This window comes from Nocardiopsis sp. NPDC055824, assembly GCF_053616335.1.
This window is the reverse complement of record NZ_JBSHDN010000114.1, coordinates 1-20717: the sequence shown is the minus strand read 5'-3', so window position 1 is coordinate 20717 and position 20717 is coordinate 1. Positions and strand designations below refer to the sequence as shown.

Here is a 20717-nt window from a genome sequence, read left to right as displayed (position 1 = left end):
CCCGCGCCCCGGCGCCCCGCCCGGGGTCCGGGGGCCCCGGTGCGTGAGTCCCGGGCATATCGACGCATACTCGGACACTGCTAATGTTCGCGGCAGTATTACTGGCAGGTAATAAATGGGAGCACGCGTGTCTCGGCTGTTGTCCTGGATCATCCGCTCCGTCTGGTCCTACGCCCGGAGCAGAGCCGAAATCCGCGCCGGCTCCGCGGCCGCCCGGAAGTTCGCGCGCTTCGGGACGGGCTCCGCGATCGCCTTCCCCACGGCCACCCTCTACGGCGAGCCCTGGATCGAGATCGGCGTGCACACCGTCCTGGGCGGCGACATGACCCTCGCCGCGGGGATGGGCCCGGACTACGACCTGGGCGAGGGCTCCGTCGTGCGGATCGGGTCGGGCTGCGCCATCGGCCGCGGCTCCCACATCGTCGCCCACAAGTCCGTGGACATCGGCGACCACGTGTACACGGGCCCCTACGTCTACATCACCGACCAGAACCACGCCTACGCCAACACCGAGATCCCCGTCGGCCTCCAGTGGCCCGTGGACGACCCCGTCAGCATCGGCGACGGCACCTGGATCGGCGCGAACGCGGTCATCCTCCCCGGGGTCCACCTGGGCCGCAACTCCGTCGTGGCGGCGGGCACGGTGGTCCGACCCGGCGCCTACCCCGACCACGCCGTCATCGCCGGCGTCCCCGGCAAGGTCGTGCGCACCTACGACGCCGAACTCGGGTGGGAGCCCCCGCTGCGCGAGACCGGGACCCCCACCCGGGTGCCCACCCCCGTCACCGGCCTGCCCCCGGAGATCCCGGTGGAGCCGCCGGCGCCGGGGTCCGCCACCCGCTTCCCGCCGGTCTGACCCCGGCCGGGCGGAACGCCCCGGCGAAGGGCCCCGTCCGGAGCGCTCCGGCCCAGCTGAACACGGGTTCCGGGGAGGCCGCGGGCACTATTGTGGCCCCATGAAGTTCGACGGGTTTGAAACACTGGCCATCCACGCGGGGCAGGAACCGGACGCCGGGACCGGCGCCGTGGTGGTGCCGATCTACCAGACCAGCACCTACGCCCAGGACGGCGTGGGCGGGCTGCGCCAGGGGTACGAGTACTCCCGCACCGGCAACCCCACGCGCGCCGCGCTGGAGGAGTGCCTGGCGGCGCTGGAGGCCGGTACGCGCGGCCTCGCGTTCGCCTCCGGGATGGCGGCGGAGGACACCCTGCTGCGCACGGTCCTGTCGCCGGGCGACCACATCGTCATCCCGGGCGACGCCTACGGCGGCACGTTCCGCCTCGTCTCCAAGGTGGTCGAGCGCTGGGGCGTGCGGTGGGACGCGGTCGACCAGTCCGACCCCGCGGCGGTGCGCGCGGCCGTCCGGCCCGAGACCAGGGTCGTCTGGACCGAGACGCCCACCAACCCCCTGCTGAACATCACCGACATCGAGGCGGTCGCGCAGATCGCCCACGACGCGGGCGCGCTGCACGTCGTCGACAACACCTTCGCCTCGCCCTACCTCCAGCAGCCGCTGACCCTGGGCGCGGACGTGGTCGTGCACTCCACCACCAAGTACCTGGGCGGGCACTCCGACGTGGTCGGGGGCGCCCTGGTCGTCTCCGACGCAGAGCTGGGCGAGCGGCTGGCCTTCCACCAGAACACCATGGGCGCCGTGCCGGGGCCCTTCGACTCCTGGCTGACCCTGCGCGGGGTCAAGACCCTGGGTGTGCGGATGGACAGGCACAGCGCCAACGCGGAGCAGGTCGTGGCGGTGCTGGAGGGCCACCCGGCGGTCCGCAGGGTCTACTACCCCGGGCTGGACGCCCACCCCGGGCACAAGGTGGCCGAGCGGCAGATGCGGGCCTTCGGCGGGATGGTCTCCTTCGCCCTGCGCGACGGGGAGAAGGCCGCGCTGGAGCTGTGCGAGCGGACCGAGGTCTTCACGCTGGGCGAGTCCCTGGGCGGGGTGGAGTCCCTGATCGAGCACCCCGGGCGGATGACGCACGCGTCCACCGCCGGCTCCCCGCTGGAGGTCCCGGCCGACCTGGTGCGGATCTCCGTGGGCATCGAGTCCGGCGCCGACCTGGTGGCGGACCTGCTCCAGGCCCTGGGGGACTAGACCGCCTTCTGCCGTGCTGGCCCTCCGGCGTCGCCGCCGGGCCCGTCACGGCGCCTCTCCGGGGCCGCGTCCCCGGTGCCGTGGCTTCTCTGCGGCGGGCTCTCCTGCGGGCCCGCCGCCGCGGCGCCCCGAGGGGCTGTCGACCGGTGTGCTCCCGCGCCGTGCGGCGGGTGCACCGTGCGGCCGGTCCCGGCCTCCCGGTTCAGACCGGGGTGGAGGCGCGGTCCTGGGGAGGGGCGGTCCCGGCGGGCTTCTCGTTGGTGAAGCGGAGCCCGACGACGAGGCGGCCGGTACGGGAGAGGGCGATGGGGTCGTCGCCCCGCAGGGAGCGGTAGGCGCCCCGGCTGTCCCGGCGGCGGATGCCGATGGAGACGGCGAGCAGGAAGCCCACGGCCAGGCCCAGAAGGACGACTCCGACGAGTGTGACGGCGATCGGGATCATGCTGGTCTCCTCAGGGGAAGTCTCTAGTGCTTCGTACGCCCCCGTACGGGGTGAGGGGGCGCGGGGTGGTGTCTCACGAGTGCTGTATCCGTTGTCGGTGGTGCTCGGGTGTGCGGCCCGGCGGGTTGCGGTCCGCCGTGCGCTGCTCTTTCGGGTGTCTCATCGGCGGCGACACCGTGTACTGGGGGTGGCCTTCACCTACGATAGGTTCAGCAGAACCGGATGGACCTGTTCGGTTGGTGTACCGATCACCTTGTTGGTACAAGCTAGGTTGTTGGTCTAGTACCCCAGCGAGGGCTGACTTATGCGGGCAGAAAGCAGATATCGACAGATCGCGCGGACTCTGAGGCGCGAGATCCAGGAGAGAAGCCTGCCGCTCGGCGGGCAGCTGCCCTCGGAGAAGCAGCTCGAGGAGCGCTTCGACGCCTCCCGCAACACGATCAGGCTGGCCCTGGGCATGCTGCGCAACCAGGGCCTGATCGTCAGCCGGCCCGGCAGGGGGCACTTCGTCCAGGACGTCGTCCCCGAGACCTTCTACGCCAACCGCACCAGGGACGGCTCCGCCGGACTCAACGAATCCGGCATGACGGGCCAGATGCTGGAGGAGCTCCAGCTCCTCAGCGCCACCCCCGACATCGCGAGCCGCCTGCGCGTGCCCGAGGGCGACATGACGGTCGTCCGCCGGATGTACCGGTTCTCCGGTGAGATCTCGGGCTCCGTCAGTTCCGCCCACTACCCCATGGACCTCGTCAACGGCACCCCGCTCATGCTGCCCGAGGACGTGGAGAGCGCCCTCGCCGTGCTCGCCGACCACGGCCACCGCCAGGTCGGCTTCGTGGACGAGCTCACGACCCGCATGCCCAGCCCCCACGAGGCCGGGCAGCTCGAACTCCCGCCCGGGGTACCGGTGCTGGAGGTCCACAGGACCGACCTCTCGGAGGAGAGGCCGATCCGCGTGGTGGAGACGGTCTACGCGGGGCACAGCATCCGCTACCAGTACGAACACGGCAACATGAACGCCTACCGCCGGGACTGAGCACACGCATGAGCACGTCGAGGAAGACCGAGGTCGCGGACCACCTGCGGGAGGCGCTGACCAGGGGCGACTACAAACCGGGAGAACGGCTGCCGGGGGAGGAGGAGCTCGCCGAGCAGCTCGACGTCTCCCGCGCCACCGCACGCCTGGGCATGCGCATCCTCCAGGACGAGGGCCGCATCGCCATCCAGGCGGGCCGCGGGGCCTTCGTCGCCGACCACCGGCCCATCGTCCACCTCGCCACCCCCATCACGGGCGGCAGCGACTCCGAACGCTTCGACGCCGGCTACCAGCCGCACCTGCGCGAGGCCGGATACGACCAGATCGACGAGAAGATCAAGGTCAGCCTCGACACCATGCGGCCCAAGGTGGCCAGGCGGCTCCGCCGCGGCGACGCGGGGGACGGCCCCCACGGGGGGCTGGTCGTCATCCGGGCCTCCGACCGGTTCGTCGAGGGCAGCCTGTGGCAGTCCCAGGTGACCCACTTCCCCTTCAGCATCGCGAACAACACCCCCCTCATGTCCCCCGACCGGCTGGAGCAGGGGGTGGCGGCGGTGCTCCAGGAGCTCGGCTACCGGGAGGACTGGAACTGGGACATCGTCGGCGCCCGGATGCCCTCCCAGGACGAGGCCGAGTCCTTCGGCCTGGGACCGGGGATCCCCCTGCTCGTCCAGGAACGCGTCGCCTACGACGGGGAGACCCCTCTGAGGTTCACCGAGACGGTCATGCCCGCCAACCGCCACCAGCTCCTCTACTCCGGGGGCCGGGCGCCCGAGGAACTCCTGCTGATGGCCTCGGACGTCAACATCTTCGAGCGCTGACCCGCGCGGCCGCGGCCCGGGCACGGCGGGACCGCGCGGCGCGGACCCCGCGAACGGGGCCCGCCGCCCGCGGGACGGCGCGGGTGGCACGACCTGCCCTCCGCACGGCCTGCCCTCCGCGCCCCGGACCGGCCGGGGCGCCGCACCCCTGCCCGGCGCCGCCGGTCCGTGCGCCCCCGGGCGCAGGATCAGCCCCGGCGCCCCAGGTAGCGGTCGACCACGAGGGGGCCCAGCCCCCCGGCGTCGGCGCGCACCACCCGGACGCCCCGGCGCCGCTCCACGCGCTCCAGGAACGCGCGCAGCCGCGGATCGTCCGCCAGGACGAAGAACGCCACCTCCGCCCCCTCCCGCAGCGCGGCGTCCAGCTCGGCCAGCGTCAGCTCCCCGGTGCGGGGATCCGGCGGCCAGGAGAACCGCGCGCCGCCGTCCTCGCCCAGGTGGGCGGTCGGCTCCCCGTCGGTCACCACCATCACCTGCGGGCGCAGGTCGCGGTGGCGCCGCAGGTGGCCGCGCGCCAGCCGCAGCGCGTGGTGCAGGTTCGTGCCCGGGACGCGGCTCCAGTCGTGGGCCGCCAGCTCCGCCGGGGTCATCTCCCGGGCCCTGTCCCCGAACCCGACCAGCCGCAGCCTGTCCCGGGGACGGCGGACCCGGACCAGCGCGTCCAGGGCCAGGGCCGTCCCGGTGGCGGCCCCGTGCAGCCCGCGGGTCGTCATCGAGTGCGACAGGTCCACCAGCAGGGCCACGGCGGCGGCCTCCGCCGGTTCGGTCTCCACCACCCGCACGTCCTGCGGGCGCAGGACCGCGGAGCGCTCCCCGGGCCGCGCCCGGCGCAGGACCGCCTCGCGCGCCGTGGCGACCGCGTCCAGCGCCAGGTCCCCGGCCTCGTCGCGGGGCAGGTGGCCGCCGGTCGCCTCGCCGCCCGGTCCGGCGCCGCCCCGGAGGCCGCCGCCGCGGACGCCGCGCCGGCGCCCCGCCGCCTCGATGTCGCGCAGGGCGAGTTCGCCCAGCCGACGGATCTCGCGCGGTCCCCAGTCCGGTGACTCCGGCCGGGACCGGTCCCTCCCGGCGCCGTCCCCCGGCGCGGCCGGGTCCCCGGGCACCTGCGGGCGGGAGGAGCCGTCCCCCCACCCGCCGGCGGCGACGGCGGCCGGTCCGTCCGGGGCCGCGGGCCCGTCCTCCCCGTAGCTGATCCGCACCCCCTCCAGGGCCGGGGACTCCAGCGGCTCCGGCCCGGCGGCGGGGTCCGCGCCGCCGACCGGCCGCTCATGCGGGGCGGCGGTCCCCTCCGTCGGCCGGGGCTCCTCCTCCGGCCCGTCCAGGGGATCGGGTCCGCCGTCGTACTCCCGGTACCGGAACCTCACCCGTGCCGCCCCCCGATCCTCCCGGCCCACCGACCGGGCGCGTCGGCCACGACCCTACGCCCGGTGCGCGCTCCGGCGGCGCCGATCCCGGTGGACCCGCGGTCGCGCCGGGCCGCCCGGGGCGTGGTCCGCGGGTGCTCCCGGCCGGCCCGGGGCCTGCTGTCCGGGCGCGGTCGGCGCGGCGGGAGGCAGCCCGGCGGACGCGGGCCCGGAACGACCCGCGGGGCACGGCCTAGAACCGGTAGACCCCGCCGCCGGGCAGCACGTCCTTGGACAGGCGGCGCTCCAGGTACAGGCCCTCCAGCGCGAACTCCACCACCGCGGCGGCCAGGCCGGGCGTGGGCGGGCCGTCCTCCGACTCCGGGGCGGCGCCGGCGATCATCGCCGCGAGCCCCGGCACGGCGCCGACCCGGCGCAGCAGCTCGGCGGCGCCCACCAGGTCGCCGGACTCCACGGTGGCGCCGCCGGTGAACCGCTCGACGAGCGCGGACAGGTCCGTCCCGCCCAGCCGCTCCCGGAACGCCTCCGCCGTCGCCCGTCCCAGCAGCGCGTGCAGGACCTCCGGCTCCCGGCCCTCGGTCCCCAGCTCGAACTCGACCTTGCCCAGCAGCGGCTCCACCGCCGCCGCCAGGTCGCACACGCGCGCCACCGGGGCCTCCCCGCCCGTCAGGGCGGACCGGCGCAGCGCCGACGCCGCCGCAGTCTCGGCCGCCGCGACGGCGAAGCGCACGGACACCCCCGACCTGGCGTCCACCCGCTTGGAGGCGCGCACCAGCCGGGTGAACCGCGCCGCGGTCTCCCACACGTGGGCGGGCACCGCCGTGCCCTCCGGCAGCACCGCCTCCTGGCGCACCAGCGCCAGCTCGTCCTCCAGCGTGAGCGGGTAGTGGGTCCGCACCTGCGCGCCGAAGCGGTCCTTGAGCGGGGTGACGATCCGGCCCCGGCTCGTGTAGTCCTCGGGGTTGGCACTCGCGACCACCAGGAGGTCCAGGGGGAGCCGCAGGCTGTAGCCCCGCACCTGGAGGTCGCGCTCCTCCAGCACGTTGAACAGGGCCACCTGCGCGCGGGCGGGCAGGTCGGGGAGCTCGTTCACGCAGAACACGCCGCGGTTCGCGCGCGGCACGAGGCCGTAGTGGACGGTCTCCGGGTCGCCCAGGGAGCGCCCCTCGGCCAGCCGGGCCGGGTCCACGTCGCCCACGAGCTCGCCCACGCCCGTGTCGGGGGTGCCGAGCTTCTCCCCGTACCGCTCCCGCCGGTGCCGCCACACCACGGGCAGGCGGTCCCCCTCCTCCGCCGAGCGCCGCACGCACACCGGGCACACCGGCGCGTAGGGGTGGTCGTTCACCTGGCACCCGGCGACCGCCGGGGACCACTCGTCCAGCAGGCCCACCAGGGAGCGGATCAGCCGGGTCTTGCCCTGCCCCCGCTCGCCGAGCAGCACGAGGTCGTGCCCGGCCAGCAGGGCGCGCTCCACCTGCGGGAGCACCGTCGAGTCGAAGCCGAGCACCCCGGGGAAGCGAGGTCCGCCGGAGCCCATCAGGCGGAGCAGGTTCTCCCGCACCTCGGCGGAGACGGAACGGTGGACGTGGCCGTACTCGCGCAGCGCCGCGCGGGTCCGGGGGAGTTCGGGGGGTGCGCTCACCCTCCGAACCTATCCGCAACCGGGGCGGGGTGACGGGAGTATCCCCCGCCCGGGGTTTCCGCGGCCCGGCTGGGGAAAGGGACCCCGATCAGAGCGTCCCCGTCCGGCGGCCCCGCCACCGGGGCCGGTGCCCGGCCCTGTTCACCGGAAGATCCCCCGGTGGCCGCCGGGATGGAAGAATGGGACGTGACGGTGGAGTCCTGCGAACGGCCCGGGCGGCCGGTGAAACCGGAGGTGGCGGCTGGTGGCACGGTTCGGCAATGCACTGACGACGGGGGCCGACCTCGTGAACGCGGCCGAGCGCGCCGTCCTCGGCGCTCTGGAGCAGGTCGACGGGGCGGCCGACCTGGTGTGCTTCTTCGTCTGCGGCGCCGACCCCGAGGAGGTCACCCTCGCGGGCAAGCGCGTCATGGCGCTGGCGGGGGGCGCGACCACCCTCGGGTGCAGTTCCACCGGGGTCATCGGCGGCGGACGCGGCGTCGAGGGGCAGGGCTCGGTGAGCGTGTGGTGCGCCGGTCTGCCCGGGGTGGAGATCACCCCGTTCCGCCTGGACACCGTGATCGAGGGCGACCACCTCGCGGTCGTCGGCATGCGCGAGCCCGGCCCCGACGACCGGGCCGCCATCCTGCTGACCAACCCCTACGAGTTCCCCACCCAGGCGTTCGTGCGCGAGTCCACGGTCGCGCTCAACGGGCTTCCCCTCGTCGGGGGCATGGCCGACGGCATGCGGGGGGAGGAGTCCGTCCGCCTGTTCTGCGAGGGCGACGTCGCGGAGCACGGTGCCATCGGCCTCCTGCTCGGCGGCGCCAACGTCCTCGGCACCGTCGTCAGCCAGGGCTGCCGCCCCGTCGGCCCGGCGATGACCGTCACCAAGTCCGAGGGCAACCTCATCCTCGAACTCGCGGGGGTCAACGCCTACGACAAGCTCGAGGAGCTCGTCGAGGAGCTCTCGGACGAGGACCGCGAACTCGCCGGACACGGTCTGCACCTCGGCATCGCCATGGACGAGTACGCCGACCACCACGGGCAGGGCGACTTCCTGATCCGCAGCGTGGTCGGGGCCGATCCCGAGCTCGGCGGGCTCACCGTCGGCGACATGGTGGACGTCGGCCAGACCGTCCGCTTCCAGGTCCGCGACGCGGGCACCGCGGACGAGGACCTCGCCCGGCGGCTCGCCGACTTCGGGGCGGAGCACGCCGTCGGCGCCGGACTGCTCTTCTCCTGCAACGGCCGCGGGGCCGCGCTCTTCCCCCACGCCGACCACGACGTCCTCGCCGTGCACCGCGTGCTGGGCGTCGAGGCCGTCGCCGGCTTCTTCGCGGCGGGGGAGATCGGGCCGGTCGGCGGCGTCAACCACGTGCACGGGTTCACCGCCTGCCTGCTCGCCTTCGCCTAGCGCGTCGGCCGCAGGGGTCCGCGGCCCCGTTCCTCCGCCGTGACCCCGTGTCCGTGGCGGGCCGGGGCGCCGGGACCGGTAGGGGTGGCCCTTCGCGCCGCACCGGCAGCGCCCTGGTCGGCCCACGGCCGTCCCCGGGCTGCGAGCCGGACTTTTACTGCCGTAACACCAACACCCGCCACAAGCTCCTTGAGTGTGCGCACACCAGGGCGCTTACTGAGAGTTACTGATTTGATCACTCTCGGTGTTTGGTGAGGGAAGGTACAGATGTCGGACAGACGGTGCGAGCGCACCACCGCCCGGACCCTGGCGGCCCTGGGCGCCGCGGCGCTCCTCGTGCCCCTCGCGGCGCCGGCACCCGCCTTCGCGGAGGGCGGCTGGCTGCGACAGGACCTGGACTCCGCGGACCGGGTCGGCCTGGTGCTGGAGTCGGGCGCCCTGCGGACGGACGTCGGTGAGGCGGACGGCGGCGGGGCCTCGCTGCGCAGGGAGGGGCAGCGCGGCCGCACGGGCCTGGCGACCTTCCCGGAGCAGGCCCTGGACGGGCCCACCGACTCCGTCGACGTGCGGGTGCGGGCGGACGGCGACGTCGAGCACCTCCTGGCCGAGGTGCGGGGGGTCCGCCCGGACGGGATGTGGACCGAGTGGTACCCCGCACCGGGGAGCGGCGGCCGGGTGACCCTGCCCGAGGACGTCACCCAGGTGCAGCTGCGGGTGGAGGTCGAGGGCGGTGACACGGCCCTCACCGGTCTGCGGGTGCGCCCGCTCGCGAGCGGCGCGGGCCGACCGGGCGGTGGGGAGCGGGACGGCGGCGCCCACGGAGCCCGGCCTGCCGAACCGTTCTCGGCGCGGCTCTTCGCGACGCGCATCGGCCTGGTGGGCGGGACCACCGCCAACGGCCACACGGTCCGGAAGGACGACCACTTCGTGGCCCTGCCCTCCCGTCGAGGCCTGGCCACGCGGGGCGGCGGCGAGTACACGGTGCGGGTGTGCACCACGGGAGCGCTGGGTCCCGAGGGCAAGAACGAGACCCCCGAGCACGAGCCGCGCTGCGCCTACCTCCCCGTCTGGGACGTGGGCCCCTGGAACACCGGGGACGACCACTGGAACGAGGACCGCGAGTCCTGGAACGACCTGGAGCGGGGGCGGCCCCAGGCGGAGGCGGCGTACACGGACGGGTACAACGGGGGGCTGGACGGGTTCGGGCGCAAGGTCCGCAACCCCGCCGGGATCGACCTGGCCGACGGCGCCTTCCGGGAGGGGCTCCAGCTCCCCACCAACGCCTGGGTGGAGGTCGACTACCTGTGGACCGCCGACTACCGGCAGCGCGCGGAGATCACCACGGTGACCCAGAGCGACCCGGTGGTCGTGCGCGGCGGCCCCGGCCTGGAACACGACCCCGTGGGGCTCGCGGCGCACAAGGCCAACGTCGACGTCGCCTGCCAGACGGTCGGGGACGAGGCGACGGGCCCGTTCGGGACCAGCAGCGCCTGGTACCGGATCGGCCCCGGCAACTACGTCCCCGCGGCGTTCGCCGACGGCGGCGCCGACGCCCCCGACTGCGCCCGCCGGTAGCCCCCGGCACGGAGGCCCCGGCGCCCCGGGGCCTCCGCCGGGAGCCGCGGACCGCGCCGGGGCGGACCCGGGCCGTCCCCGGCTCAGACGCGGACGACGACCGTCCCGGCGGCCCTGTCGTGCAGGGCGCGGGACCGGGGGTCGAAGTGGATGGGCAGCGCCTCCGCCAGGGAGAACAGGTTCCCCACCAGCGGCAGGGTCTGGGGCAGGCCGAAGAACGCCGCACGGCCCAGGGCCTGGCCCTGGGTGAGCCTCCCCCCGTCCGCGGCGCTCACCACCCTGATGCCGACCGCCATCTTGCCGATCGTCCGCCCCCAGGCGACCAGGTACAGCCAGTCGTAGAAGAACAGGAGCAGGCCCCAGCCGAAGAAGAACAGCAGGGCCCACAGCTCCCCCTGGGCGTCGGTGGTGTCGGCGCCCAGGGTGAGCACCGCCGTCACCAGGGCCATGAAGAGGAAGAACGCCCAGGCGGCGACCACCACCAGCGCGTAGTCGATGGCGCGGGCGGCCAGGCGGCGCCCCAGGCCGACCGTCCCCGGTCCTCCCCGGTCGGCGCCCGGGGGCGCGGACGCCGGTCCCCAGCCGCTGGTCGGGACGTACGAACCGGGCCGGGGTTCCTGGGGGTTCCAGTGGGGGGTGGGCATCGCGGGGTCGGTTCCTCTGTTCGTCGGTCGGGGAAGGGCGCAGGAGGCCGCGGGCCGGACCCGCCGGGCCTCCCGGTACTCAGAGACTACGACGCGCCGGGAGCCCGGACGGATGCGTCGCGGCGCCCCAGAACCTCCGACCGCACCGGTCCGCGCGGCCGGCGCGGGACTCCCCGAACGCGGCGGGGGGCGGCCCTCGGCCGCCCCCCAACCTGTTCCGCCTGTGCCTCACATGCCGCTGTAGGGGACGGCGTCGATGATCTCGACCCCCAGGCTCTTGCCGTTCGGGAGCGTGTAGCTCACGCTCTCACCGATGCGCTTGCCGTTGATGGCGGACCCGAGAGGGGACTTCGGGGAGTACACGTCGATCGGAGATCCGCTCTCCTCGCGGGAGGCGAGCAGGAAGGTGACCTCCTCCTCGTCCCCGTCGAACTTGACGGTGACGGTCATGCCGGGGCCGACCACGCCCTCGGTGCGCGGGGCCTCGCCGACGCGTGCGGTGCGCAGGATCCCGGTGAGCTGGAGGATGCGGGCCTCCATCTTGCCCTGCTCCTCCTTGGCGGCGTGGTAGCCGCCGTTCTCCTTGAGGTCGCCCTCCTCGCGGGCGGCCTCGATCTTCTCCGCGATCTCGATCCGCCCACGGCCCGACAGGGTGTCCAGCTCAGACTTGAGCCGGTCATACGCCTCCTGGGTGAGCCAGGTGACGTTGTCATCGCGGGTCTGGGTCACTGGAACTCCTTGTGTACTAGTAGCAAGGGCCACCAGGCGGCCGAAGCTGAACTTACGAGAATATCACCGTGTGTGGTGGCACAAGGGATCTCGCAGGCGTGGCGGCGGCACCGGGGACCAGTGCGGGGAGGGATCGGTCGATCAGTCCTGCGAACCTTGTTCCCTGCACGAGGCCACTTGTACCGCGGAAGCCTGACGAACCGTCTCAACGGTCGCGGTGACCATCCGGTTCCCCGCCTCCGCCTCGGAGCGCTTCTGCCCCACCTCGACGTGCTGCTCGTCCAGTGCCACGATCAGGCACTCGGCCCCGTCCCGGCTGTTCACCTCGTAGTTGACCGTGACCTCGTCCGGGGACTCCAGGGAGTAGGAGACCACCTGGTGGTACACGCCGCCCCCGAGCCCCCTGTAGCTCATCACGGAGTAGCCCCAGCCGACCGCGCACAGGACCGCGAACACGGTCGCGATGACGAAGAAGACGGGGCCGTTGCCGTGGTGCCTGCGTAGCGCGGGCGCGACGGGTTCGGCCGTGTCGGCCGGGGTGTCGGCACTGTTCACGGCGTCTTCTTCCGGGGTGGGCTGCATCGGGAATCTCCGAACAAGGGGACGGTGTTGTCTAAGATATCCCCGACCTGCCAGCCCCCCTACGCGGCCCGTGCGTGAGTCGTCGAAGCCGTGCCCCGGGGAGGCCGGACAGCCACGCCCCGTGCCCGTGTTCACCGAGTCAAGGAGAACCCTTCGTTGTCCGAGCGCCTGCGGCTTATGGCCGTCCATGCCCACCCCGATGACGAGTCCAGCAAGGGCGCGGCCACGATGGCGCGCTACGTGGACGAGGGCGTCGACGTGCTCGTCGTCACCATGACCGGTGGCGAACGAGGCGACATCCTCAACCCCGCCATGGAGCGTCCCGAGATCCGCGAGAACATCGCGGCGGTCCGCCGCGAGGAGATGAACCGGGCCCGCGAGATCCTCGGCATCCAGCAGGAGTTCGCCGGGTTCGTCGACTCCGGCCTGCCCGAGGGCGACCCGCTGCCGCCGCTGCCGGAGGGGTGCTTCGCGACCCTGCCGGTGGAGGAGGCCTCCGCGCCCCTGGTGGAGTCCATCCGCCGGTTCCGCCCGCACGTGATCCTCACCTACGACGAGAACGGCGGCTACCCGCACCCCGACCACATCATGACCCACAAGGTGTCGATGCACGCCTTCGACGCCGCGGGCGACCCCGACGCCTACCCGGAGGCGGGGGACCCCTGGCAGCCGCTGAAGCTGTACTACTTCGTCTCGTTCCCGCCGGAGCGGTTCGAGGCACTGGCGACCGTCCTGGCCGAGCGCGGCATCGAGAACCCCTTCGAGGACTGGATGAAGCGGATCAACGAGCGCGAGTACCCCAGGTGGGAGATCACCACCCGGGTGCACTGCAGCGAGCAGTTCGACGTCGCGAACGAGGCGCTCAAGGCGCACGAGACCCAGGTGGACCCGAACGGCTTCTGGTTCGCCGTCCCCAACGAGGTCCTGGCCGAGGCCTGGCCGACCGAGGACTACCACCTGGTGCGCTCGCTGGTGGACACCGAGGTCCCTGAGAAGGACCTCTTCGCGGGTGTCCGAGAAGCAGTGAGAGTATGAGCGGCATGAATACCCTTCTCACCTCCGCGGCGGTGGCGGCCAACGACTTCTCGCTGGACAAGAACACCGTGACACCCGGGGTCATGGGCTTCCTCGTCATCTTCGCGATCGGCGTCGTGCTGTACTTCCTCATGAGGAGCCTGACGGGCAAGCTCCGCGCCCTGCCCAAGGAGGGCGACGGGTCGCCGGAGGCCGGCGGCACCGCCCGGGCCTCCGACGACGGGGCGGCCGGGGTGGCCGCCTCCGCCGCCCCCGACGGCGCCGGGGAGCCCAGGGCCTGACGCCCCGGGAGCCCGGCGGCCGGTCCCGCGGGGCCCCGGGGCGGCGGGAGCGCTCCCCGGGGACCGTTCCCCGCCATGACCCGGCGGGGCGGTTTCCGGGAGGGGGGGCTCCCGCTCCGGGGCGAACCGGGCGGACCCGGGCCGCGGGTGGCACAGTGGGGGCATGCCCAACCGCTTGAGCGAAGCGACCAGCCCGTACCTGTTGCAGCACGCCGAGAACCCCGTGGAGTGGTGGCCCTGGGGTGAGGAGGCCTTCGCGGAGGCGCGCCGGCGCGACGTTCCCGTCCTCGTCTCCGTCGGCTACGCGGCCTGCCACTGGTGCCACGTGATGGCCCACGAGTCCTTCGAGGACGAGGCGACCGCCGCGCGCATGAACGCCCACTTCGTCAACGTCAAGGTGGACCGCGAGGAGCGCCCGGACGTCGACGCCGTCTACATGGAGGCCACCCAGGCCATGACCGGCCAGGGCGGGTGGCCCATGACCGTGTTCGCCACACCCGAGGGCGCCCCGTTCTACTGCGGGACCTACTTCCCGCGCGACCACTTCCAGCGGCTGCTGGAGGGCGTGGCGACCGCCTGGCGCGACAAGCGCCCCGAACTCCTCGACCAGGGCAAGCGGGTCGTGGACGCGCTCGGCGCCCCGCGCACCCTGCCCTCCGCGCCGCCGCCCTCCGCCGACCAGCTGGACCTGGCCGTCCACGCCCTGGTGCGCGACTACGACAGCGCGGAGGGCGGCTTCGGCGACGCGCCCAAGTTCCCGCCGTCGATGCTGCTGTCCTTCCTCACGGCGCAGGACGAGCGCACCCGGCCCTTCCCCGCGGAGGGGGCCTCCGGCGGAGGCGCCGGGGCCCCGGGCGAGGCCACCCCCGCGCGGCTGATGGCCACCGGCACCGCCCTGGCCATGGCCCGGGGCGGCCTGTACGACCAGCTCGGAGGCGGGTTCGCCCGCTACTCCGTGGACCGCGCGTGGGTGGTGCCCCACTTCGAGAAGATGCTGTACGACAACGCGCTGCTGCTGCGCGCCTACCTCCGCATGGGTCGGCGCCCCGTCCGCCGGGGCGCCGGGACCTCGGAGCCCGCCACCCGCGCCCTGCTGCTGCGGGTGGCGGAGGAGACCGCCGACTGGATGCTGCGCGACCTGCGCACCCCCGAGGGCGGGTTCGCCTCGGCGCTGGACGCCGACAGCGAGGGCGAGGAGGGCACCTACTACGTGTGGTCCCCCGCCCAGCTGCGCGAGGTCCTGGACGCGGACGACGCCGCCTTCGCGGCCGGGGTGTTCGAGGTGACGGAGGAGGGCACCTTCGAGCGGGGCGCCTCCGTGCTCCGGCTGCCGGTCCCTCCCGCCGACACGTGGCGCTTCCAGCGGGTCCGCGAGGCCCTGCTGGCCGCCCGGGCGGAGCGGGTCGCTCCCGCCCGCGACGACAAGGTGGTGGCCGCCTGGAACGGGCTGGCGATCGCCGGACTGGCGGAGGCGGGGGCGCTGCTGGAGCGCCCCGACCTGGTGGAGGCCGCCCGCGACGCGGCGGAGCTGCTGCTCACCGTCCACCTGCGGGACGGCCGCCTGGTGCGCACGTCCCGGGACGGAAGGGCGGGCGGCAGCGCCGGGGTCCTGGAGGACTACGCCGACGTGGCGGAGGGTCTGCTGGCCCTGCACGGGGTGACCGGCGATCCGCGCTACGCGCACGGGGCCGGACAGCTCCTGGACGCCGTCCTGGAGCACTTCGGCGACGGCGCGGGCGGGTTCTTCGACACCGCGGACGACGCGGAGAAGCTCTTCAGCCGCCCGCAGGACCCCACCGACAACGCGACCCCCTCGGGGCGCTCCGCCGCCGCGTCCGCGCTCGTGACCCACGCCGCGCTGACCGGTTCGCAACGACACAGGACGGCGGCCGAGGGCGCCCTGGCGCCGGTGGCACTGCTGGCCGAGAAGGCGGCGCGGTTCGCCGGGTGGGGCCTGGCCGCGGGCGAGGCCGCCCTGTCGGGGCCGCGCGCCGTCGCGGTGGTCGGCGACCCCGGCGACCCCCGGACGGAGGAGCTGGTGCGCACCGCCCTGACCTGGGCGCCCCTCGGTACGGCGCTGTCCCGGGGCGACGGCCTCGACGACGGCGGCGTGCCGCTGCTGCGCGACCGGGTGCGGGTCGGAGGAGCTCCCACCGCCTACGTGTGCGAGGGGTTCGTCTGCAAGCTCCCGGTCACCTCGCCCGAGGAGCTCCGGGCCCAGCTGCTCTCCCGGACGCCCTGACCGCCGGGGGGCGCGGACACGCGCCCCCCGGTCAGACCAGCCGGGTACCGCCGATGATGTCGTTCACCACGTCCGGGCGGTAGGCGGGCTGCCGGATCTCCATGTACACGGTCGTGGGCACGCCCGGCTGGTGCACGGCGGCGCTGGTGAACGCGCCGCCGCCGTTGCACTCGGGCCAGTCCCACACGGTGCCCTCCCAGGTGGGGGTGTGCAGCTCGCGCTCCTCCGGGGAGCCCCCGCACGGGTCGGCCCCGGAGACGCCGCTGAGCCTGCGGGAGCCGGGCATCACCGTCGCGTACACCCCGTAGGAGGGCACCTCGGTGGAGTGCCAGTCGTCCGCGTCGGTCGCCACCAGCAGCCCCGGTCCCGCGCCGGCCCCGGCCGCGGCCGGACCGGCGGCGAGGTCGGTGTGGAACTCGCGCGCCCACACCGAGGGCACGTTCACGAGGATGTTCTGGCTGGCGTCCCTCACCGTGGTCAGCGCCATGCCCGGGGCGCCGGTGGACGCGGTCGCGCCCGCCGCCACCAGCAGCAGGGAGGCCGCCAGGGTGACCGTGCGCCGCCAGGGCATCTGGTAGCGCTGCCACCACGGGTCCGCCTTGGGCAGGTCGGGCTCCGTACGGATCGCCCTGACGCGGTCGGTGAAGGTCTTGGCGTCCGCCGGCCTGCTCTCCCGGTCCACCGAGAGCGCGGAGAGGATGAGCTCGTCGAGGGCGCGGGGCAGGCCTGGCCGGATCCGGCCAGGCGGGACCTTGACGGGCGGGCGGGACGGCGGGCGCCCGGTGATCAGCTCGTAGGCGACCGCGCCCAGCGAGTACACGTCGGACCGGACGTCCAGGTCGCCGCCGGGGATGCTCTGCTCGGGCGACATGTAGCCGGGGGTGCCCGCCGCCGCCGTGAACCCCGAGGCCTCGTCGATGGCCTTCGCGAACCCCAGGTCCGCGACCAGGACCCGCTGCCCCACGGGGGAGGACTGGAGCAGGACGTTGGAGGGCTTGATGTCGCGGTGGATCGTGCCGTGGTTGTGCAGCACGGTGATGCCCTGGCCGATCTCCGTCAGCAGCCGCAGGGCCTCGTCCAGGGGCAGCTGGCCCCGGCGGATGAGGTCGGTCACGCTTCCCTGGTCGGCGTAGGTCATCACCATGTAGGGGCGCCCGTCGGGCAGCACGTCGACGTCGTGCACCGCCACCAGCCACGTGGAGTCGGTCTGGCGCAGGATGCGCGCCTCCTCCAGGAACCGGTGCTGGATGTCCATCTGGTGCGCCCAGTTCTCGGCGAGTACCTTGATGGCCACCGGGTAGTTGAGCAGATCGTCCTGCGCCAGCCAGACCGTGGCGAAGGAGCCGGAACCCAGGCGCCGGATGACGCGGTACCGTCCGAAGGCCTCCGGTTGGCTCATTTCCGCCTCGGTGTCTAGGGGGGTGGATACGCGTTCGTTGCCCACTAATACACCATCTACGCCTTCATGTTGTCTCCCGCGGATATGATCCCCTCTCCGGGTAGCGCCGAGACCCCCGTGGCGTGGAAACTGGGGGGAGCCCCCGACGGGTTCTGTGCGCCATGCGAATGGTCGCGGCGAGATGCGAAGCTTCGCGAGGACGGAGCCGAAGGGGATCCGTGGACGTCCCGTTGACGTGTGACCCTCGTAACCGATGGGCGCACACGCGTCCGAACAGGACGGCCGGACGTCCGCCGTCAGTCAGGGAGAGACCAGCCATGCGCAGTAGTGACCACACGGAGAACGAGGAGACCCCGGCGCCCCGGCGGCGGGTGGCGAGCAACGTCGACGAGGAGCTGGAGGACCTCGCGCGACGGGCCAAGCACGGCGACGCCGCGGCCCTGGACGACCTCCTCCGGCGCATCCAGCCCGAGGTGCTCCGCCGGTGCGCGCGCTTCCTCCCCTACCGCCAGGACGCGGAGGAGGCCTGCCAGGACGCGCTGCTCCGCGTGGCCCGCAAGATCGACAGCTTCAAGGGCGACTCACTCTTCACCACCTGGCTGTACACGGTGGTCTCCAACTCCGCCCGCCAGACCTACCGGTCGATGAAGCGCAGGTCCGCCGAGTTCCCCACCGAGGCCGAGCGCATGCCCCACCAGCGCGACCCCCGGACCACCAGCGTCATCGCCGGCTCCCGCATCGACCTCCTCGAGGCACTGGACCAGCTGGAGAAGGACCGCCCCAACCTGGTCGCCCCCCTGGTCCTGCGCGACCTGTGCCAGATGGACTACAACGAGATCGCCTCCGAGCTCAACCTCGCCCTGGGCACCGTCAAGTCCCGGATCCACCAGGGCCGCAAGCACGTGCGCAAGTCCCTGGCTGTGACGTAGCGCCCCGGGGCGAACTACTCTGGAGGAATCCCCGTCGGCACATCCTTCACAGGAGTGTGCTGTCTTTGATCCAGCTCTGAGAGGTTTCGCCAATGGGGCTCCGAGACCCCCTGTACTGGCTCTACGAGCGGCGGCTCGAACGCCAGCTGACCAGCCAGGAGATTCCCCGCCACGTCGGTGTCGCCATGGACGGCAACCGCCGATGGGCGAAGAGCAGCGGCCTCCGTGCGGCCGAGGAGGGCCACCAGGCCGGCGCGAACAAGATCTTCGAGGTGCTGCGCTGGTGCGACGAGGTCGGTGTGCAGGTGGTCACCCTGTGGATGCTGTCCACCGACAACCTCACCCGCGACGAGTCCGAACTGGGCCCGCTGGTGCGCATCATCGAGCAGACCATCGCCCGGCTCCGCGAGGAGGGGTGGAACACGCGCCCCGTCGGCGCGCTCGACGTGCTGCCCGACTCCACCGCCCGCGCCCTGAAGGAGGCGGAAGAGGCGACATCCGGCAACCCCGGCCTGGTTGTCAACGTCGCCGTCGGGTATGGAGGTAGACGTGAGATCGCTGATGCGGTTCGGTCCCTCCTCCACGAGGAGGCGGCCAAGGGCACCGGTATCCAGGAGCTTGCCGAGCGCCTGGACATCGAGGACATCGCACGGCATCTCTACACGCGCGGCCAGCCCGATCCCGACCTGCTCATCCGCACCTCGGGGGAGCAGCGCCTCTCGGGCTTCATGCTGTGGCAGAGCGTGCACTCGGAGTTCTACTTCTGCGAGGTCTACTGGCCCGCGTTCCGCAGGGTGGACTTCCTCCGTGCACTGCGCTCCTACGGCGCGCGCAACCGGCGCTTCGGCTCCTGACCCCCGGTCCCCCCGGTCGGCCTGCCCATTAACGCGGTGTTCACCGCGCGGCGGGGCGGGACCCTTGGAAACGGGGTCGCGGGCGCGTAGCGTCGGAACAAGCGGGTGGTGTGCATCCACCCGTTCGGGAGGCCCCGGCTCATTGATCTCCTCCGCCCTCGCGGAACGTCGACGAGGAGGGCCGGACCCGGCCCTCTGGGGCCAGGTCCCGGTCCTCCATGATCCCGTGACAGTAGGGCGCCCCCGCGGTGCCCAAGGGGAGAACGAGTGGCTAGTTCCTCGACCGATCGCCGTGACACCCAGTCCCCCGCCGACCCCCACACGGAGGTAGGCCGGGGAAGGCGCGTCCATGTGCTCGACACCAGTGTCCTGCTCGCCGACCCGATGGCCATGGCCAGGTTCGCCGAGCACGAGGTGGTCATCCCCGTGGTGGTGATCACCGAGCTGGAGAGCAAGCGACACCACCCGGAACTCGGGTACTTCGCTCGCAACGCGCTGCGCCGCCTCGACGACCTGCGGGTCGCCAACGGCCGACTGGACGTCCCGGTACCGGTGAACGACCAGGGCGGAACGCTCCGTGTGGAGCTCAACCACAGTGATCCGAAGATCCTGCCGGCGGGCTTCCGGCTCGGCGACAGCGACACCCGGATCCTGACGGTGGCCCGCAACCTCCAGGAGGAGGGCGGGAACGTCGTGCTGGTGAGCAAGGATCTGCCGATGCGGATCAAGGCCGCCTCGATCGGCCTCCCGGCCGACGAGTACCGCGCCGAGCTCGCCATCGAGCACGGCTGGACGGGCATGGCCGAACTGGACGTGCCCGCCCACCAGATCGGTGAGCTGTTCGAGAGCGGTACCAGTGAGATCGAGGAGGCCAGGGAGCTCCCCTGTCACACAGGGCTGGTGCTCGTGTCCGAGCGGGGCAAGGCGCTCGGCCGGGTGCGGCCCGACAAGTCGGTCAAGGTGGTGCGCGGGGACCGGGACGTGTTCGGTCTGCACGGGCGCAGCGCCGAGCAGCGGATCGCCCTCGACCTGCTCACCGACCCCGAGGTCGGCATCGTGTCGCTGGGCGGGCGCGCGGGCACCGGCAAGTCGGCGCTGGCGCTGTGCGCCGGGCTGGAGTCCGTCCTGGAGCGCCGCCAGCACCGCAAGGTGATGGTGTTCCGGCCCCTGTACGCGGTCGGGGGCCAGGAACTCGGCTACCTGCCCGGCACCGAGAACGACAAGATGACACCGTGGGGCCAGGCGGTGCACGACACCCTGTCCGCCGTGACCAGCGAGGACGTCATCGAGGAGGTCGTGGACCGGGGGATGCTGGAGGTCCTCCCGCTCACGCACATCCGGGGCCGCTCGCTGCACGACGCGTTCGTGATCGTGGACGAGGCCCAGTCACTGGAGCGCGGCGTGCTCCTCACCGTCCTGTCCCGGCTCGGGGAGAACTCGCGGGTGGTGCTCACCCACGACATCGCCCAGCGCGACAACCTGAGGGTGGGGCGCCACGACGGCGTGGTCGCGGTGATCGAGAAGCTCAAGGGCCACCCGCTGTTCGCGCACATCACCCTGACCCGGTCGGAGCGGTCACCGATCGCCGCCCTGGTCACCGAGCTGCTGGAGAACTGACGCGAGGGCGGTCCGGGCCCGGCCGGGGAG

At 73.4% G+C, this 20717-nt stretch carries 19 protein-coding genes; 12 read left to right on the top strand and 7 right to left on the bottom strand.

What is annotated here, in order from left to right; translation table 11 throughout:
* Positions 1–115: 115 nt before the first annotated feature.
* Positions 116–856 (top strand): acyltransferase, encoded by a 741-nt coding sequence (locus tag ACWGL3_RS21060; RefSeq protein ID WP_267946568.1) that lies wholly within the window; start codon positions 116–118, stop codon positions 854–856.
* A gap of 100 nt (positions 857–956) precedes the next feature.
* A complete protein-coding gene (locus tag ACWGL3_RS21055) occupies positions 957–2102 on the top strand; it encodes a cystathionine gamma-synthase (RefSeq protein ID WP_452461703.1) in 1146 nt (381 codons plus the stop codon).
* A gap of 202 nt (positions 2103–2304) precedes the next feature.
* On the opposite strand, the gene ACWGL3_RS21050 is transcribed toward ACWGL3_RS21055, so the two are convergent.
* Positions 2305–2544, bottom strand: coding sequence for a hypothetical protein (locus ACWGL3_RS21050; RefSeq protein ID WP_267946566.1), 240 nt, complete (start codon positions 2542–2544; stop codon positions 2305–2307).
* A gap of 304 nt (positions 2545–2848) precedes the next feature.
* Here ACWGL3_RS21050 and ACWGL3_RS21045 point away from each other — a divergent pair, with 304 nt between their 5' ends.
* On the top strand, positions 2849–3580 hold the full coding sequence (locus ACWGL3_RS21045) for a GntR family transcriptional regulator (RefSeq protein WP_267946565.1): 732 nt from the start codon (positions 2849–2851) through the stop codon (positions 3578–3580).
* An 8-nt stretch (positions 3581–3588) separates the two neighbouring features.
* Positions 3589–4401: a GntR family transcriptional regulator gene (locus ACWGL3_RS21040; RefSeq protein WP_267946564.1), complete on the top strand. Its 813-nt coding sequence runs from the start codon at positions 3589–3591 to the stop codon at positions 4399–4401.
* 188 nt (positions 4402–4589) lie between these two features.
* Here ACWGL3_RS21040 and ACWGL3_RS21035 read toward each other — a convergent pair whose 3' ends face one another.
* Together ACWGL3_RS21035 and ACWGL3_RS21030 are read right to left on the bottom strand one after the other, a co-directional pair.
* Positions 4590–5762, bottom strand: coding sequence for a VWA domain-containing protein (locus tag ACWGL3_RS21035; protein ID WP_452461702.1), 1173 nt, complete (start codon positions 5760–5762; stop codon positions 4590–4592).
* A gap of 232 nt (positions 5763–5994) precedes the next feature.
* Positions 5995–7404 carry a sigma 54-interacting transcriptional regulator gene (locus ACWGL3_RS21030; RefSeq protein ID WP_452461701.1) on the bottom strand — a complete coding sequence of 470 codons (1410 nt, stop codon included), beginning with the start codon at positions 7402–7404 and terminating at the stop codon, positions 5995–5997.
* Positions 7405–7648: 244 nt separating this feature from the next.
* Between ACWGL3_RS21030 and ACWGL3_RS21025 the strand changes: the two genes are divergently transcribed.
* Together ACWGL3_RS21025 and ACWGL3_RS21020 are read left to right on the top strand one after the other, a co-directional pair.
* Positions 7649–8800: an FIST signal transduction protein gene (locus ACWGL3_RS21025; RefSeq protein WP_267946561.1), complete on the top strand. Its 1152-nt coding sequence runs from the start codon at positions 7649–7651 to the stop codon at positions 8798–8800.
* A 267-nt stretch (positions 8801–9067) separates the two neighbouring features.
* Positions 9068–10375: a hypothetical protein gene (locus tag ACWGL3_RS21020; RefSeq protein WP_267946560.1), complete on the top strand. Its 1308-nt coding sequence runs from the start codon at positions 9068–9070 to the stop codon at positions 10373–10375.
* An 83-nt stretch (positions 10376–10458) separates the two neighbouring features.
* On the opposite strand, the gene ACWGL3_RS21015 is transcribed toward ACWGL3_RS21020, so the two are convergent.
* The 3 genes from ACWGL3_RS21015 to ACWGL3_RS21005 all read right to left on the bottom strand — a co-directional run bounded on the left by ACWGL3_RS21015 (position 10459) and on the right by ACWGL3_RS21005 (position 12330).
* The gene (locus ACWGL3_RS21015; RefSeq protein WP_267946559.1) at positions 10459–11019 is read right to left on the bottom strand and encodes an RDD family protein; all 561 of its coding nucleotides are present in this window, start codon (positions 11017–11019) and stop codon (positions 10459–10461) included.
* 228 nt (positions 11020–11247) lie between these two features.
* Positions 11248–11748 carry a transcription elongation factor GreA gene (gene greA, locus ACWGL3_RS21010; RefSeq protein WP_267946558.1) on the bottom strand — a complete coding sequence of 167 codons (501 nt, stop codon included), beginning with the start codon at positions 11746–11748 and terminating at the stop codon, positions 11248–11250.
* Between the two features lie 141 nt (positions 11749–11889).
* Positions 11890–12330: a DUF4307 domain-containing protein gene (locus ACWGL3_RS21005; protein ID WP_267946557.1), complete on the bottom strand. Its 441-nt coding sequence runs from the start codon at positions 12328–12330 to the stop codon at positions 11890–11892.
* Between the two features lie 156 nt (positions 12331–12486).
* Between ACWGL3_RS21005 and mca the strand changes: the two genes are divergently transcribed.
* From mca to ACWGL3_RS20990, 3 genes are all read left to right on the top strand, one after another.
* Positions 12487–13365, top strand: coding sequence for a mycothiol conjugate amidase Mca (mca, locus tag ACWGL3_RS21000; RefSeq protein ID WP_267946556.1), 879 nt, complete (start codon positions 12487–12489; stop codon positions 13363–13365).
* Positions 13366–13370: 5 nt separating this feature from the next.
* Entirely contained in the window at positions 13371–13646 is a 276-nt protein-coding gene (locus tag ACWGL3_RS20995; protein ID WP_267946555.1) for a hypothetical protein, read from the top strand.
* 163 nt (positions 13647–13809) lie between these two features.
* A complete protein-coding gene (locus ACWGL3_RS20990; protein WP_267946554.1) occupies positions 13810–15888 on the top strand; it encodes a thioredoxin domain-containing protein in 2079 nt (692 codons plus the stop codon).
* A 31-nt stretch (positions 15889–15919) separates the two neighbouring features.
* Here ACWGL3_RS20990 and ACWGL3_RS20985 read toward each other — a convergent pair whose 3' ends face one another.
* Positions 15920–17287: a serine/threonine-protein kinase gene (locus ACWGL3_RS20985; protein ID WP_267946553.1), complete on the bottom strand. Its 1368-nt coding sequence runs from the start codon at positions 17285–17287 to the stop codon at positions 15920–15922.
* Positions 17288–17604: 317 nt separating this feature from the next.
* Here ACWGL3_RS20985 and ACWGL3_RS20980 point away from each other — a divergent pair, with 317 nt between their 5' ends.
* From ACWGL3_RS20980 to ACWGL3_RS20970, 3 genes are all read left to right on the top strand, one after another.
* Positions 17605–18216: an RNA polymerase sigma factor gene (locus ACWGL3_RS20980; protein WP_267946552.1), complete on the top strand. Its 612-nt coding sequence runs from the start codon at positions 17605–17607 to the stop codon at positions 18214–18216.
* Positions 18217–18308: 92 nt separating this feature from the next.
* Positions 18309–19070: an isoprenyl transferase gene (locus ACWGL3_RS20975; RefSeq protein ID WP_267946551.1), complete on the top strand. Its 762-nt coding sequence runs from the start codon at positions 18309–18311 to the stop codon at positions 19068–19070.
* 351 nt (positions 19071–19421) lie between these two features.
* Entirely contained in the window at positions 19422–20687 is a 1266-nt protein-coding gene (locus ACWGL3_RS20970) for a PhoH family protein (RefSeq protein ID WP_267946550.1), read from the top strand.
* Positions 20688–20717 lie beyond the last annotated feature (30 nt).

Excerpts from the sequence above, each read along its gene's own strand:
- ACWGL3_RS21060 (WP_267946568.1), top strand. The coding sequence starts at position 116 with ATGGGAGCACGCGTGTCTCGGCTGTTGTCCTGGATCATCCGCTCCGTC.
- ACWGL3_RS21055 (WP_452461703.1), top strand. The coding sequence starts at position 957 with ATGAAGTTCGACGGGTTTGAAACACTGGCCATCCACGCGGGGCAGGAA.
- ACWGL3_RS21050 (WP_267946566.1), bottom strand. The coding sequence starts at position 2,544 with ATGATCCCGATCGCCGTCACACTCGTCGGAGTCGTCCTTCTGGGCCTG.
- ACWGL3_RS21045 (WP_267946565.1), top strand. The coding sequence starts at position 2,849 with ATGCGGGCAGAAAGCAGATATCGACAGATCGCGCGGACTCTGAGGCGC.
- ACWGL3_RS21040 (WP_267946564.1), top strand. The coding sequence starts at position 3,589 with ATGAGCACGTCGAGGAAGACCGAGGTCGCGGACCACCTGCGGGAGGCG.
- ACWGL3_RS21020 (WP_267946560.1), top strand. The coding sequence starts at position 9,068 with ATGTCGGACAGACGGTGCGAGCGCACCACCGCCCGGACCCTGGCGGCC.
- ACWGL3_RS21015 (WP_267946559.1), bottom strand. The coding sequence starts at position 11,019 with ATGCCCACCCCCCACTGGAACCCCCAGGAACCCCGGCCCGGTTCGTAC.
- ACWGL3_RS21005 (WP_267946557.1), bottom strand. The coding sequence starts at position 12,330 with ATGCAGCCCACCCCGGAAGAAGACGCCGTGAACAGTGCCGACACCCCG.
- ACWGL3_RS20995 (WP_267946555.1), top strand. The coding sequence starts at position 13,371 with ATGAATACCCTTCTCACCTCCGCGGCGGTGGCGGCCAACGACTTCTCG.
- ACWGL3_RS20990 (WP_267946554.1), top strand. The coding sequence starts at position 13,810 with ATGCCCAACCGCTTGAGCGAAGCGACCAGCCCGTACCTGTTGCAGCAC.
- ACWGL3_RS20985 (WP_267946553.1), bottom strand. The coding sequence starts at position 17,287 with ATGAGCCAACCGGAGGCCTTCGGACGGTACCGCGTCATCCGGCGCCTG.
- ACWGL3_RS20980 (WP_267946552.1), top strand. The coding sequence starts at position 17,605 with ATGCGCAGTAGTGACCACACGGAGAACGAGGAGACCCCGGCGCCCCGG.
- ACWGL3_RS20975 (WP_267946551.1), top strand. The coding sequence starts at position 18,309 with ATGGGGCTCCGAGACCCCCTGTACTGGCTCTACGAGCGGCGGCTCGAA.